This window comes from Nonomuraea sp. WAC 01424, assembly GCF_003947315.1.
Taxonomy (GTDB): Bacteria; Actinomycetota; Actinomycetes; order Streptosporangiales; family Streptosporangiaceae; genus Nonomuraea; species Nonomuraea spiralis.
This window is the reverse complement of the sequence record NZ_QHHZ01000002.1, coordinates 239,157-253,326: the sequence shown is the minus strand read 5'-3', so window position 1 is coordinate 253,326 and position 14,170 is coordinate 239,157. Positions and strand designations below refer to the sequence as shown.

At 69.1% G+C, this 14,170-nt stretch carries 15 protein-coding genes; 9 read left to right on the top strand and 6 right to left on the bottom strand.

The annotated features are described in order from the left end of the window. Positions 1 to 3 precede the first annotated feature (3 nt). From atpA to DMB42_RS06510, 5 genes are all read left to right on the top strand, one after another. Positions 4 to 1,653 carry a F0F1 ATP synthase subunit alpha gene (atpA, locus tag DMB42_RS06530; RefSeq protein ID WP_125631663.1) on the top strand — a complete coding sequence of 550 codons (1,650 nt, stop codon included), beginning with the start codon at positions 4 to 6 and terminating at the stop codon, positions 1,651 to 1,653. Between the two features lie 3 nt (positions 1,654 to 1,656). Further along, positions 1,657 to 2,559 (top strand): F0F1 ATP synthase subunit gamma, encoded by a 903-nt coding sequence (locus tag DMB42_RS06525; protein ID WP_125631661.1) that lies wholly within the window; start codon positions 1,657 to 1,659, stop codon positions 2,557 to 2,559. Position 2,560: 1 nt separating this feature from the next. Continuing rightward, positions 2,561 to 4,009 carry a F0F1 ATP synthase subunit beta gene (atpD, locus tag DMB42_RS06520; protein ID WP_125631659.1) on the top strand — a complete coding sequence of 483 codons (1,449 nt, stop codon included), beginning with the start codon at positions 2,561 to 2,563 and terminating at the stop codon, positions 4,007 to 4,009. 68 nt (positions 4,010 to 4,077) lie between these two features. After that, positions 4,078 to 4,479, top strand: a complete 402-nt coding sequence (locus DMB42_RS06515) for a F0F1 ATP synthase subunit epsilon (RefSeq protein WP_080042501.1) — start codon at positions 4,078 to 4,080, stop codon at positions 4,477 to 4,479. A gap of 28 nt (positions 4,480 to 4,507) precedes the next feature. Further along, complete coding sequence (locus tag DMB42_RS06510; RefSeq protein ID WP_125631657.1) at positions 4,508 to 4,888, top strand: DUF2550 domain-containing protein; 381 nt, start codon at positions 4,508 to 4,510, stop codon at positions 4,886 to 4,888. Here the strand turns inward: DMB42_RS06510 and DMB42_RS06505 are convergent. Then, complete coding sequence (locus DMB42_RS06505; protein WP_125631655.1) at positions 4,885 to 5,475, bottom strand: cob(I)yrinic acid a,c-diamide adenosyltransferase; 591 nt, start codon at positions 5,473 to 5,475, stop codon at positions 4,885 to 4,887. The two genes, DMB42_RS06510 and DMB42_RS06505, sit on opposite strands and share 4 nt — an antisense overlap. A gap of 128 nt (positions 5,476 to 5,603) precedes the next feature. On the opposite strand from DMB42_RS06505, the gene DMB42_RS06500 reads away from it, so the two are divergent. From DMB42_RS06500 to DMB42_RS06485, 4 genes are all read left to right on the top strand, one after another. Next, positions 5,604 to 6,500, top strand: a complete 897-nt coding sequence (locus DMB42_RS06500) for an ABC transporter ATP-binding protein (protein ID WP_125631653.1) — start codon at positions 5,604 to 5,606, stop codon at positions 6,498 to 6,500. Continuing rightward, complete coding sequence (locus DMB42_RS06495) at positions 6,497 to 7,606, top strand: ABC transporter permease (RefSeq protein WP_125631651.1); 1,110 nt, start codon at positions 6,497 to 6,499, stop codon at positions 7,604 to 7,606. Before DMB42_RS06500 ends, DMB42_RS06495 begins: the two co-directional genes overlap by 4 nt. Next, positions 7,607 to 8,776, top strand: coding sequence for a sensor histidine kinase (locus DMB42_RS06490; RefSeq protein ID WP_125631649.1), 1,170 nt, complete (start codon positions 7,607 to 7,609; stop codon positions 8,774 to 8,776). It abuts the gene before it with no gap. Between the two features lie 61 nt (positions 8,777 to 8,837). Beyond that, entirely contained in the window at positions 8,838 to 9,155 is a 318-nt protein-coding gene (locus DMB42_RS06485; RefSeq protein ID WP_125631647.1) for an STAS domain-containing protein, read from the top strand. A 169-nt stretch (positions 9,156 to 9,324) separates the two neighbouring features. Here DMB42_RS06485 and DMB42_RS06480 read toward each other — a convergent pair whose 3' ends face one another. The 5 genes from DMB42_RS06480 to nucS form a co-directional block, all read right to left on the bottom strand. Then, on the bottom strand, positions 9,325 to 9,867 hold the full coding sequence (locus tag DMB42_RS06480) for a TetR/AcrR family transcriptional regulator (RefSeq protein ID WP_260477530.1): 543 nt from the start codon (positions 9,865 to 9,867) through the stop codon (positions 9,325 to 9,327). A 144-nt stretch (positions 9,868 to 10,011) separates the two neighbouring features. After that, positions 10,012 to 11,484: an aldehyde dehydrogenase family protein gene (locus tag DMB42_RS06475; RefSeq protein WP_125631645.1), complete on the bottom strand. Its 1,473-nt coding sequence runs from the start codon at positions 11,482 to 11,484 to the stop codon at positions 10,012 to 10,014. Between the two features lie 32 nt (positions 11,485 to 11,516). After that, a complete protein-coding gene (locus DMB42_RS06470; RefSeq protein WP_125631643.1) occupies positions 11,517 to 12,080 on the bottom strand; it encodes a GNAT family N-acetyltransferase in 564 nt (187 codons plus the stop codon). Then, the gene (locus DMB42_RS06465) at positions 12,077 to 13,378 is read right to left on the bottom strand and encodes a carotenoid oxygenase family protein (protein ID WP_125631641.1); all 1,302 of its coding nucleotides are present in this window, start codon (positions 13,376 to 13,378) and stop codon (positions 12,077 to 12,079) included. Before DMB42_RS06465 ends, DMB42_RS06470 begins: the two co-directional genes overlap by 4 nt. A 110-nt stretch (positions 13,379 to 13,488) precedes the next feature. Continuing rightward, complete coding sequence (nucS, locus tag DMB42_RS06460; protein WP_125631639.1) at positions 13,489 to 14,151, bottom strand: endonuclease NucS; 663 nt, start codon at positions 14,149 to 14,151, stop codon at positions 13,489 to 13,491. Between the last annotated feature and the right edge of the window lie 19 nt (positions 14,152 to 14,170).

Here is a 14,170-nt window from a genome sequence, read left to right as displayed (position 1 = left end):
GAGATGGCGGAGCTTACGATCCGGCCGGACGAGATCCGGGACGCGCTTGAGCGCTTCGTCCAGGCGTACGAACCGGAAGGCGCCGCGCGCGAGGAGATCGGGACCGTCGTCGACGCCGGCGACGGCATTGCCCATGTCTCCGGCCTTCCCTCGGCGATGGCGAACGAGCTGCTCGAGTTCGAGGACGGCACGCGCGGCCTGGCCCTGAACCTCGACCCCCGAGAGATCGGCGTCGTGGTCCTGGGTGACTTCAGCAAGATCGAGGAGGGCCAGACGGTCCGCAGGACGGGCGAGGTCCTGTCCGTGCCCGTCGGCGACAACTTCCTCGGCCGCGTGGTCGACCCGCTCGGCAACCCCCTCGACGGCAAGGGCGCGATCGAGTCCGAGGGCCTGCGCGCCCTCGAACTGCAGGCCCCCTCGGTCGTCCAGCGGCAGCCGGTGAAGCAGCCGCTGCAGACCGGCATCAAGGCGATCGACGCCATGACGCCGATCGGCCGCGGCCAGCGCCAGCTGATCATCGGTGACCGTGGCACGGGCAAGACCGCCGTAGCCGTGGACACGATCCTCAACCAGCGTGACAACTGGCTCTCGGGCGACCCCGAGAAGCAGGTGCGCTGCGTCTACGTCGCGGTCGGCCAGAAGGGCTCGACGATCGCCCAGGTGCGTTCCCGCCTCGAAGAGGCCGGCGCTCTGGAGTACACCACGATCGTCGCCGCCCCGGCTTCCGACCCGGCCGGTTACAAGTACATCGCCCCCTACACCGGTTCGGCCATCGGCCAGCACTGGATGTACCAGGGCAAGCACGTCCTCATCATCTTCGACGACCTCACCAAGCAGGCCGACGCCTACCGCGCCGTCTCGCTGCTGCTTCGCCGCCCGCCGGGCCGTGAGGCGTTCCCCGGTGACGTCTTCTACCTCCACTCCCGTCTGCTGGAGCGCTGCGCCAAGCTCTCCGCCGACCTGGGCGGCGGCTCGATGACCGGTCTTCCGATCATCGAGACCAAGGGCAACGACGTGTCGGCGTTCATCCCGACCAACGTCATCTCCATCACCGACGGCCAGATCTTCCTGGAGACCGACTACTTCAACGCCGGTATCCGTCCTGCCATCAACGTCGGTATCTCGGTCTCCCGGGTCGGTGGCTCGGCGCAGATCAAGGCGATGCGCAAGGTCGCCGGTACGCTCCGTCTGTCGCTGTCGCAGTACCGCGACCTGGAGGCCTTCGCGGCCTTCGCCTCCGACCTGGACGCGGCCTCCCGCGCCCAGCTGGAGCGCGGCCAGCGCCTGACCGAGCTGCTCATCCAGCCGCAGTACTCGCCGTTCCCCGTGGAGCGTCAGGTCGTGTCGGTGTGGGCGGGCACGACGGGTGAGCTCGACGAGGTTCCGATCGAGGACATCCGCCGCTTCGAGCAGGAGTTCCTCGACTACCTGCAGAGCAGCCACAAGGGCATCTTCGACAGCATCCGCGAGACCAACGAGCTGTCCGACGACGCGGTGACCTCCCTCAAGGACGCCGTCACGGAGTTCAAGAAGGGCTTCACCACCTCTTCGGGCGAGCTCCTGGTCAAGGACGAGCCGGTGGCGCCGCTCGAGGCCAGCGAGGTCGGCCAGGAGAAGATCAAGAAGGTCGTCCGCCCGGCGACGGAGAAGTAGCTCATGGGTGCCCAGCTAAGGCTGCTGCGGCGGCGGATCAGGTCGGTCAAGTCGACCGCCAAGATCACGCGCGCCCAGGAGCTCATCGCCTCCTCGCGGATCGTGAAGGCGCAGATGCGGATGCAGGCGGCGCTGCCGTACGAGCGTGAGATCACTCGCGCCGTCACCGGCGTCGTCAGCAACGCGGCCAGCGTCGATCATCCGTTGACCGTGGCGAAGGAGAACCCCGCCAAGGCGGGCGTCCTCATCGTCACCAGTGACAGCGGGTTCTGTGGCGGCTTCAACGCCAACGTCCTGCGCGAGGCCGAGGCCCTGCGCGGGCTGCTGGAGAGCCGCGGCCTGACGGTGGTGCCGTTCGTCACCGGCCGGAAGGGTGTCACCTGGCACACCTTCCGCAACCGTACGATGGGCGGCCAGTGGGTCGGCTTCTCCAGGAAGCCGGCCTACGCCGACGCCAAGGAGATCGCGCAGACGCTGATCGACTCCTTCAAGGAAGAGGCGGGGATCGACGAGATCCACATCGTCTCGACCGAGTTCGTCTCCATGCTGACCCAGAACGTCGTGGTCAAGCGTGTGCTGCCGCTGGAGGTCGAGGAGACCGAGGCGACGGCGACCGAGACGATCCCGCCGTACTTCGAGTTCGAGCCCACCGCGGGCGACGTGCTCGAGTCGCTGCTGCCGCGCTACGTGGAGTCCCGCATCTTCACCGCGCTGCTGCAGTCGGCGGCTTCGGAGGAGGCCGCGCGCCGCCGCGCGATGAAGTCCGCCACGGACAACGCCAACGAGCTGATCCGCGTGTTCACCATGCAGATGAACCAGGCTCGCCAGGCCGAGATCACCCAGGAAATCAGCGAGATCGTCGGTGGCGCCAACGCGCTGGCTGACGCCGCAGCGGGGAAAGAGTGAAATGACTGCAGAGGCTGTTGAGACTGTTGAGCCCACGTCGGCCGGTGCCGGTCGTGTGGCCAGCGTCAAGGGGCCCGTCGTCGACGTGGAGTTCCCCGTCGAGGCGATGCCCGACATCTACAACGCGCTCAACGTCGAGGTGACCCTCGGCGGCGAGACCAAGACCCTGACCATGGAGGTCGCCCAGCACCTGGGTGACAACCTGGTCCGCGCCATCTCCATGCAGCCCACCGACGGTCTTATCCGCGGTACGGCCGTCACCGACTCGGGCCACCCGATCTCGGTGCCCGTCGGCGACATCGTCAAGGGCCACGTGTGGAACACGCTCGGCGAGTCGCTCGACGTGCCGACCGCTTCGCTTCAGATCACCGAGAAGTGGGGCATCCACCGGCCGTCCCCGCCCTTCGACCAGCTGGAGTCCCGTACCGAGATGCTCGTCACGGGCATCAAGGTCATCGACCTGCTCATGCCGTACGTGCAGGGTGGCAAGATCGGCCTGTTCGGTGGCGCGGGTGTGGGCAAGACGGTTCTCATCCAGGAGATGATCCGCCGTGTCGCCCGCAACTTCGGTGGCACCTCGGTGTTCGCCGGCGTCGGCGAGCGCACCCGTGAGGGCAACGACCTCTGGCTGGAGATGGAGGAGGCGGACGTCCTCAAGGACACCGCGCTCGTCTTCGGCCAGATGGACGAGCCGCCGGGCACCCGTCTGCGGGTGGCCCTGTCCGCGCTGACGATGGCGGAGTACTTCCGCGACGTGCAGAAGCAGGACGTGCTGCTGTTCATCGACAACATCTTCCGCTTCACGCAGGCGGGCTCGGAGGTCTCCACCCTCCTCGGCCGCATGCCGTCAGCGGTGGGTTACCAGCCGACGCTGGCCGACGAGATGGGTGTGCTCCAGGAGCGCATCACCTCGACGCGCGGTCACTCGATCACCTCCATGCAGGCGATCTACGTGCCCGCCGACGACATCACCGACCCGGCCCCGCACAACGCGTTCGCGCACCTCGACGCGCAGACCGTTCTGTCCCGGCCGATCTCGGAGAAGGGCATCTACCCCGCGGTGGACCCGCTCGACTCCAGCTCCCGGATCCTCGACCCGCAGGTCGTGGGCGAGGAGCACTACCGGGTGGCCCAGGAGACCAAGCGGATCCTGCAGAAGTACCGCGAGCTCCAGGACATCATCGCGATCCTCGGTATCGACGAGCTGTCCGAAGAGGACAAGGTCACCGTGCAGCGGGCCCGCCGTATCGAGCGGTTCCTGTCGCACCCGATGTACGCCGCCGAGGCGTTCACCGGCCAGCCGGGCGAGAACGTCCCGCTGGACGAGACCATCGCCTCCTTCAAGGGCCTGTGCGCCGGCGAGTACGACCACCTGCCCGAGCAGGCGTTCTTCATGGTCGGCGGCATCGACCAGGCCGTGGCCAAGGCCAAGGAACTCGAGCGTCGCTGATCGCCCTACGGTAGTGGCACGGGCACGAGTACCCGTGCCACTACCTGATCGGAAAGGAACCTACAGAAGTGGCGAAGCTACGCGTAGGGGTTGTCTCACCCGAGCGTGAGATCTGGTCGGGCGAGGCCGACATGGTGATTGCCAAGACCGTGGACGGCGAGATCGGTATTATGCCGCAACACGCACCCGTGCTCGGCGTCCTCGTCGAGGGCGGCGTGCTGCGCGTCAAGCGGGAAGGTGAGCCCGAGCTCGTCGCGGCCGTTCACGGGGGGTTCATCTCCGTGGCCGACGATGAGGTGTCGGTGCTCGCCGAGGTCGCCGAGCTCGGTTCCGAGGTCGATGTCGCGGCTGCCCGAGACGCTCTCGACCGGGCTCAGGCCTCGATCGAGGCCAACCAGGAGGACGCCGACGCGGCGATCGAGGCCAAGCGGGCCAGGGCCCGGCTGCGCGCGGCGGGCGAAGAGGTTTAATACATACAACGGGATTCAGGGGGCGGCCATGGTGGCGACGGTTTCGGTTTTGTTGTTGCTGCTGGTCGCCCTCGTGGTCCTGCGAGGGGTGACGCTCTCCCGCTCGCGCGGCAGCGTGCCCTGTCGCCTCAAAGTAGGCAGCGGAGGCTGGCAGAGCGGGGTTGCCCGTTACGCCGACGGAGAGCTCCACTGGATTCCGCTCATGGGTGTCCGACTGAGGCCGCGCCACGCGATCGCGAGGCGCGGCCTCGTCGTTTCCGCCCGGCGTGAGATCGACGGCGGTCTCTACGCCATCGACTGCGGCGGCAGCACGCGCGGGCTGTCGCTGGCGATGAGCGCCGACGCGCTGACCGGGTTCCTCGCCTGGCTGGAGTCGGCGCCGCCCAGCGCGTACCTCGACGTCGCCTAGCGGGTGGCGCCGGGCTTCCAGAGGATCTCGTTGCCGCCGTGGGCGACCCGGCAGGCGATGAAGAGCAGGTCGGACAGCCTGTTGAGGTATTTGGCGGTCAGCGGGTTGACGTCGTCGTAGGTCTGGAGCGCCGCCCACGTGGTGCGCTCGGCCCTGCGTACGGTGACCCGGGCCAGGTGCAGCGCGGCCGTGGCGGGGTCGCCGCCGGGCAGGATGAAGCTGCGCAGCGGCTTGAGCTCGGCGTTGAGCCGGTCACACTGCTCCTCCAGCCGGTCGATGTAGGACTGCTCCACCCGCAGCGGCGGGAACTCCGGATCGTCCACCACGGGCGTGGCCAGGTCGGCCCCCACGTCGAACAGCTCGTTCTGGATGCGCACGAGGACCGCGACGAGGTCGGCGGGCAGCGTGCCATGGGACAGGGCCAGGCCCAGGCAGGCGTTGGCCTCCTCGACGTCGGCGTACGCGGCCAGCCGGGTGTCGGTCTTGGCGGCGCGGCTCATGTCGCTCAGGTTCGTGGTGCCGTCGTCTCCCGTACGGGTGTAGATGCGGGAGAGGACGACGGGCTTGTCCTTGTCGGCACGCGTCATGGATCCCAGCGTAATGACAAATGTCATCCGAACGGGACGCGCTTTCCATGTCACCTCCATGATTTCCACGACTACCAGGGCGAACTGCACTAAAGCCACCATTGACCCATGATGAGAGAGAGGGCCTGATGCTGGAGATCAGCGAGCTGCGCAAGCGCTTCGCGGGCGGTCCCGACGCCCCCGGCGGCAAGGTCGCCCTGGACGGGATCAGCTTCACGGTACGTCCGGGCGAGATGTACGGCTTCGTCGGCGCGAACGGCGGCGGCAAGACGACGACGATGCGCATCGTCATGGGCGTGCTCCAGGCCGACTCCGGGTCGGTGCGCTGGCGGGACCGACCGCTCGGCGCCGACGACCGCACGCGCTTCGGCTACATGCCCGAGGAGCGCGGGCTGTACCAGAAGATGCGGGTCGCCGAGCAGATCGAGTACTTCGGCCGGCTGCACGGGCTCGGCCCGGCGGCGGCGAAGAAGGCCGCCGACGACCTCATCGAGCGGCTGGGGCTGACCGAGCGCAGGGGAGACGCGGTGCAGGCGCTGTCGCTGGGCAACCAGCAGCGTGTGCAGCTCGCCGTGGCGTTGGTGCACGACCCCGAGGCGCTGGTCCTGGACGAGCCGTTCTCGGGGCTCGACCCCCTGGCCGTGGACGCGCTGGCCGGGGCGTTGCAGGAGCGGTGCAGGAGCGGCGTACCGGTGATCTTCTCCAGCCACCAGCTCGACCTGGTGGAGCGGCTGTGCGACTCGGTGGGCATCGTCTCCGGCGGCCGGATGGTCGCCACGGGCACGGTGGCCGAACTGCGCGCCGCCGAGGGCGACACGTTGCGCGTGGTCGTCCGCGACCCCGCGCCCGGCTGGGCCGACGGCCTGCCCGGCACGGTCACCGTCGCCGGTGACCTGCACACTCTGCGGACGGCCGAGGGCGACGACCAGGAGATCCTGCGCCGCGCCATGAAGGCCGGCCGCGTCGAGCACTTCGGCGCCGAGCAGCCGACCCTCACCGAGATCTTCAAGGAGGCCGTGGCGTGAACGGACTGATGCTGATCGCCCGCCGCGAGATCGTGACGCAGGTGCGCACGAAGACGTTCCTGGTGGGCCTGCTGGTCACCGCCCTATTGGTGGCGGCGGTGTCCTTCGCGCCGAAGATCATGGGCGGGAACGACTCGTACACGGTGGGCACGGTCAACTCCCAGCAGCTCCCGCTGAAGGCCGCCGCGCCGGACGTTGACTTCGAGTGGCGCGCGTTCGGCGACCGGGCCGCCGCCAAGAAGGCCGTACTGGCCGGTGACGTGGACGCGGTGCTGGTCAACGGCGACAAGGTGATCACCGACGGCGAGATCGACTCCAAGCTCGGCGTGCTGATGCAGAGCACGAACCGGGAGATGCGCCTCGGCGCGGCCGGGGTGTCGATCCCGCCGCTGCAGATGGTCTCCGTGGGCGCCGACACCCGCTACGAGGCGGCCAGGACCGGGATCGCCGTGGTGCTGGTGCTCGTCCTCTTCATGCTGCTCATGGGCCAGGTCATGATGGTGGCCATGGGCGTGGTGGAGGAGAAGGGCAGCCGGATCGTGGAGATCCTGCTCGCGGCGGTGCGCCCCTGGCAGCTGCTCGGCGGCAAGATCATCGGTCTGGGCGTGCTCGGGCTGATCAACCTGCTCACGATCCTCGCCGTCGGCCTGGTCGCCACGTCGGTCTCGGGGTTCGCCTCCGACTTCCCGCCCGGCATCCCGGGGCTGGTGGCCGCCGTGCTGGTCTGGTTCGTGCTGGGGTACGCGTTCTTCGCCACGCTCGCGGCCGCCTTCGCCTCGCTGGTCTCCCGCCAGGAGGAGGTGAGCAGCGTGATGTCGCCGCTGACCATGTTGATCATGGCCACCTACTTCGTGGCCTTCTACGCCACCAACGATCCCACGGGCACGCTGGCCACGGTGATGTCGTACATCCCGCCGTTCTCGTCGATGATCATGCCGGTGCGCATGGCGGCGGGGGACGTGCCGATGTGGCAGGTGGCGGCGTCCATGGCGGCGATGGCGGTGGCCGTGCTGGCGGTGCTCTCGTTCGGGGCCAAGGTCTACGAGCGGGCGGTGCTGCGGACGGGCGCCAGGCTGAAGCTCGGCGACGTGCTGCGCGCGGGCTAGATGGACGCGATCACGCGGGCGCGCCGCCTGGCCCGGCGGATGCTCAACTCGACGCTCGTGGTCATGTGGATCTTCCTGGTCATGTCGACGGTCTTCGGCCTCGGCGCCGGGACGGCCACGTGGCCGCGCGCCGCGCTCGCGACGGTCGCCGCGCTCGGTTTCACCTGGATCTACGTCCGGGTCGTCGCCTCGGTCATGGAGCGCCGGTATCCCACGAGAGAGGTCGTGTGGTCCGGCGCTCTGGCGTTCCTGTCGGCGTTGCTCGGCGGGGCCGATCCCATGGGCTGGGGGTTCGTGCCCATGGTGTGGGTGTCCGTGGCGGTGATCGGGTTGCCGGGCCGCAGGGCGCTGGCGCTGGGCACGGCGACGTGCGCGGCCTGCGTCGGGCTCGGCGCGCTGTCCGTGCTGGGCGGTACGGGCCTGCTCGCGCAGAGCGGCGACTCCTTCCTCGCCACGCTGCTCATCATCGCCGTCCTCGACGTCATCTGGGCCACGGCGCTGCCCTGCACCAACCGGATGTGGGCGTGGATCTGGTCGCTGGCCGTACAGGCCCACGACGGCCGCGAGGCGCACACCCGGCTGGCCCTGGCCGAGGAACGCCTGCGCTTCGCCAGGGACCTGCACGACCTGGTCGGGCACCAGCTCTCCGCCATCGCCGTCAAGACCGAGCTCGCCGTACGCCTGGCCGACGCCGACGGCAAGGCGGCCAGGGCCGAGATGTCCGAGGTGAACACGCTGACCCGCAAGGCCCTGCGCGAGCTGCGCCAGGCCGTACGCGGCTACCGCGAGCTTGACTTGACCGCTGAGCTGAATAGCGTGAAGGGAGTGCTCGAAGCGGCCGGCGTCCGCTGCGAGGTGCGGCTGCCCCACCGGGAGCTGCCCCCGGGGGTCGCGCCGGTGTTCGCCTACGCGGTGCGTGAGGCGGTCACGAACGTGCTGAAGCACAGCGCCGCGACCTTCTGCGACATCACGCTGCGCTTCACCGACCAGCAGGCGGAACTGGCGGTACGCAACGACGGCGTGGCCCGCAGGCAGGCCGACGACCTGGGCAGCGGGCTGACCGGCATGGGGGAGCGCATGGCCGCCGTGGGCGGGAGCATGACGGCCCGGCCGACCGGCGACGGACACTTCCTGTTGACGGCGGTCGTGTCACTCCCGATAGGTGGGTAGGTGAGGAGGGCCGGGGTTACGATCCCGGCGACTACGCTTCGTGCGTGATTGAGGAGGTGGCATGCGCGTCCGGCGCAATCCACGAGGCCAGACGGTACGGATCGGCGCCCGGCTCGACGCCGGCACGTCGGCCGGCGTGCGCGAGCGGCTGCACAAGGCGCTCGACGCCGGTGAGGGCGACCTCATCCTCGACCTCTCCAGGTTGGAGATGATCGACGCGACCGGTCTCGGGGTGCTGGTCGGGGCGCATCGGCGCGCGATCAGCGTGCAACGCCGCCTCGTTCTACGGGGGGTGCCCCCGCGGATCATGCGGATCCTGGCGGTGACCCGGCTGAATCGGGTCCTGCACGTCGAGGTTCCCGCGGCCGCGGTGGCCTGAGGACACATATCGGGGCCGGGCGTCGATCAGCCGTCGCCCGCGCCCATTCCACGAGCCGAATATAGAGAGAATGTAGATTTCGGCTGGGCCGCTATCACGGACGCGGGCACTCGTAAAAGGAACTGCGAAGTGATTATTCTGTGACCCGTCACGCAAGGTGATCGGCGGGTCACGACGCACTGAGGCTGCAGATGAAGATGTGCACGGCCACCTCGACGAGTTCGTCGATGCCCGGCTGCTCGTCGGCCAGTATCCATTCGATCAGCAGCTCTTGTAGTGCGCCAATTGCGCCAAGTGCCACCAGTCGCCGATTCAGCGAGCGGGCCTGCGGGAATTCCGCGGAGGCCTCCTCCACGAGCCGCGCGAAGGAGTCTACGGCGCGCTGACGAGAGGCTGTCAGGACATCGCCGGACCTGCGCACCTCCAGGTGCATGATGCGGGCCCGCCGCCAGTCGGCGGTGGCGAACTCGATATAGGCGCGAATCCCCGCCTTGACTCTTCCGTCAAGCGTGCTCGGCGCCTCCTGTAACGCTTTGGCCACAACCGCGAGGCTTTCCTCCACGCACCGCTCGTGCAGCGCCTGGAGCAACTCCTCCCGGCCGCCGAAACATTCGTAGAAGGCGCGGTTGGAGATCCGCGCCTCCGAGCACAATCTTTCGATGGTCGTCGCCGCGAAACCTGGTTTCGCGTATAGCGTGTAGGCGGCCGTCATCAGCCGCTCGCGTCTGTCCGCCAGCCTTTGCTCAGCCGACATTCCCCGGTAAGACCGGTTCACATTCCACCCGTCCAACATGATCGTGGCCCCCAGAGCACACAATTATGGACGGATGATCGGATTTGGGAAAGAGTGCGATGATTATCTTTTACGTCGTCCGTGCAAGAACGTGACAAGCCTGATCAGCCGCTCAAGCTCTCCGGGCCCTCTCCTGAACGAGGTCAGGTTCATGCCGGGCAGGGCGAAGCGCTGGCGGGAGACCGCTTTCGGCCTGGTGAACTCGCGTAGGCCGTCGGCTCCGTGGATGCGGCCGAACCCCGAATCGCCGACCCCGCCGAACGGCAGCGCGGGCACCCCGGCGAAGGAGATGACCGAGTTCACGGCGGTCATCCCGGTACGCATCGCGCGCGCGAGCCGCGTCGCCCGGCGGGCGTCCCGCGAGAAGATCGTGCCCGCCAGCCCGTACGCCGAGGCGTTGGCCAGCTCCAGGGCCTCCTGGACGTCACGGGTGCGCCGGACCGTGATCGTGGGCCCGAACGTCTCCTCCCGTACGGCCGGCGAATCCTCCGGCACGTCCTCCACGATCACCGGATCCACGAACGGCGCCCGTACGGAGTCGCGGCCGCCTGTCACCACTTTTCCGGATTTGGTGGCGTCGTCGATGTGCCGCCTGATGATGTCGATCTGGGCGGGCATGGTGATCGGGCCGTAGTCCTGCCCGGCCTTGACCTCGGCGGCACGGCCCGACAACTCCCGCAGGAACGGCTCGTACACCGAGTCCACCACGTAGACCCGCTCGACGCCCGCGCAGGTCTGGCCGGCGTTGGACATCGCGCCCCACAGGCAGGCGTCGGCCGCGGCGGCCAGGTCGGCGTCGGCGTCCACGATGAACGCGTCCTTGCCGCCGCACTCGGCCACCAGGGGCGTGAGGTTCTCCGCGCACGCCGCCATGACCCGCTTGGCGGTGGCTGTCGAGCCGGTGAAGGCCACCTTCCCCAGCCTGGGATCGGCGGCCAGCGCCGCGCCCGTCTCGCCGAGCCCGGTCACCGTCTGCAACACCGGCTGCTCGGGCACCGACTCGGCGAACAGCTCAGCCAGCCGTACGCCCACCCCGGGGGTGAGCTCGCTCGGCTTGAACACGACCGCGTTGCCCGCCGCCAGCGCGTACGCGATGGAGCCCATGGGGGTGAAGACCGGGTAGTTCCATGGGCCGATCACGCCGACCACGCCGAGCGGCAGGTATTCGAGCGTGGCGGCCAGGTTGAGGCCCATCATGCCGGTGGCGACGCGGCGGGGGCCCAGCACCTTGGCGGCGTTGCGGGCCGCCCAGTCGAGGTGCGTGACGGCCAGTACGATCTCCAGGGTGGCGTCGCCGACCGGCTTGCCCGTCTCCTCGTGCACGAGCGCGGCCAGCTCCCGCAGGTGCCCGGTGAGCACCGCCTTGAAGTCGAGCAGGCGGCGCCTGCGTTCGCCGGGAGGCAGGGCCGCCCACCAGGTGGCGGCGGCCTCGGCCCTGCCGACCGCGTCGTGCACGGCCCGCGCGTCATGCTTGGGATGACTGCCGACGACCTCGCCGGTAGCCGGGTTCAGTGAGTCGAACGTCAGCGTGGTCATGGCGTCACGATAAACCGGTAAGCCGTTGCTTACTAGCTCTGGGGTGGGCGCAACATCCCCCAGATCGGCGGCCCGTCCGGCAGCGTGAAGCGGTCGGTGACGACGAAGCCGAACCTCTCGTAGAAGGGCACGTTCGACTCCTTGCTGCTCTCCAGGTAGACGGGCAGGCCGCCGCACCTTTCCAGGCCCGCGCGCATCAGCGCCCCGCCCGTGCCGGTGCCCCGCGACTCGGGTACGGTGCCGATCTGGGCCAGGTACCAGTAGGGACCAGCGGGCTTGTGCCCGGCGAACGCCTCCTCCAGCAGCAGGCCCTGGTGCGCCCGGTCGCCCATGGCGGCGAGCAGGCCGGGAAGGGCCGTCTCGTGGTCGGGCCGGTGGCCCGGCGGGTCCCACAGCGCGACCCCCGCCGCGGCGCCGCCCCCGTGGAGCGCCGTCTCGGTGATCGCGTGCGTGTGGCGGGCCAGCGTGGCGAACATGCCCGCGGCGCCGTGACCGCCGGGCAGCAGCCAGCCGATCACCGGATCGTCGTGGAACGCCCTGGCCAGCGCCTCGCCCATGGCGTCGAAGTCGTCGGACTCCCTGATCTCCACGCTCATCCCTCCGCGAACCACGAGCCGTGGAAGCCCGCCGGCACCCGCCGGGGCAGCCGTACCGACGCCACGTCGGACAGGTCGGCCGCGTCCAGCACCACCAGCTCGGACGACTCCCCGGAGGTGACGACCGACAGCAGCCACCCCTCGTCCTCGCCGGCGGCCCCCTCGGCCGGTACGAACACGGCCTCGCCGGTGTTGCCGCCGGTCTTCCTGACCTGGGCGGAGCCGTCGCGCTGGTCGTACTTGACGATGGCGTCGGACCCCACCGTGTAGAGGTAGCGGCTGTGCCGCCCGAGCAGGTCCTCGTTGAATGTGGGGAACTCCACGCCGCGGTCGTCCAGCGCCTCCTCCTTGGCCGTGCCGGAGGCCGGGTCGAGGATCCAGCGGTGCAGGGCGGCGGCGCCGGCCGCGCCCGCGTGCCTGGCCGGGTCGACGCTGCCGCCGATGCCGCGCCAGAGGGAGAACCAGGCGTCGGGGGAGTAGCGGGCCGCGTTGAGCACGACGCGCCCGTGGTCGTCCTCCCAGGCGTTGCCGACGTGGAACACGTAGCAGGGATCGACGTCGAACCACCGCGTCGGGCCGCCCGCCCTCGGGGTGAGGCCGATCCTGGCGCCGTAGCCGTCCTCCCAGGCGTACGGCATGCCCTCGCGGTTCAGGTCGAACACCATGGGCAGGTCGAGCCAGATCAGGTGGTTCTCGGTGACGGCGAAGTCGTGCATCATCGTCGGACCCGGCACCTCGATCTCCCTGCTCTCCACCAGCTCGCCGGCGGGCGAGAGCCGGTGGTAGGTGAGGAACGGCGGGAAGAAGCCGTAGCCGAAGAAGTGCAGCTCGCCGGTCAGCGGGTCCTGCTTGGGGTGGGCGGTCATCGCGGTGGTCAGCCGCCCGCCGAAGTCGTACGGGCCCACGGTGGCCAGTTCGGGGGTCACCTCGTGCGGCAGGCCGTTCTCCACGAGCGCCAGGATGCGCCCGGCGTGCCGGATGACGTGCGTGTTGGCGCTCACCGCGGTGAGATCGAGCCCGGTGTCGGAGACGAAGGGCGCGTTCTCCGTGAACTTCCTGGTACGCACCCACCGGTTGCGGTACCACTCGGCGCGCCCGTCGCGCAGCCGGACGCCGTGCAGCATGCCGTGGCCGCCGAACCAGTGACCGGGATCCTCGCCCGGCCGGGGGTTGGGCCCGTTCCGGAAGTATCGCCCGGTCAGCTCGGCGGGAAGCGCACCCGTGATCTCCAGGTCGTGCGCCTCGATCTCGTCGGGAACGGGCGCCAGGTCGCCGCTGAGGTACGAAGGATCACTCATGAACGCTCCAATCTCGATATGTCAAAACTAGAACGTACATAAAAGACCTGTCAACAGTGGAATGTCGGGGCCGAAGAAAAGCCCGGCCCTCGCGAGGCCGGGCCGGTCGGCTAGAAGAGGGTCGGGTTCTCCGGCTCGATGCCGCGCAGGGCGTCGTAGTCGAGCGTCACGCAGTCGATGCCGCGGTCGGTGGCCAGCACCCGCGCCTGCGGCTTGATCTCCTGAGCCGCGAACACGCCCCGCACCGGCGCGAGCAGCGGGTCGCGGTTGAGCAGCTCCAGGTAGCGGGTGAGCTGCTCGACGCCGTCGATCTCGCCGCGCCGCTTGATCTCGATCGCCACCGTCGCGCCCAGGGCGTCACGGCAGAGGATGTCGACCGGGCCGATGGCCGTCATGTACTCCCGCCGGATCAGCGAGTAGCCCTCGCCCAGCGTCGTGATGTGCTCGGCCAGCAACTCCTGGAGGTGGGCCTCCACGCCGTCCTTGATCAGGCCGGGGTCGACGCCCAGCTCGTGGCTGGAATCGTGGATGATCTCCTCCATCGTCAGGACCAGCTTCTCGCCGGTCTTGCCGTGGGTGACCGTCCAGGTCTCGCCGTTCTCCTTGAGCTTGCACGGCGGATTCATCCAGTTGAGCGGCTTGAAGGCGCGGTCGTCGGCGTGGATGCTCACGCTTCCGTCCGCCTTGATGAGAACGAGCCTCGGCGCCATCGGCAGATGCGCCGTGAGCCGTCCGATGTAATCCACGCTGCATCGCGCGATGACCAGCCGCATGACGTTCCACCTTAGCGGC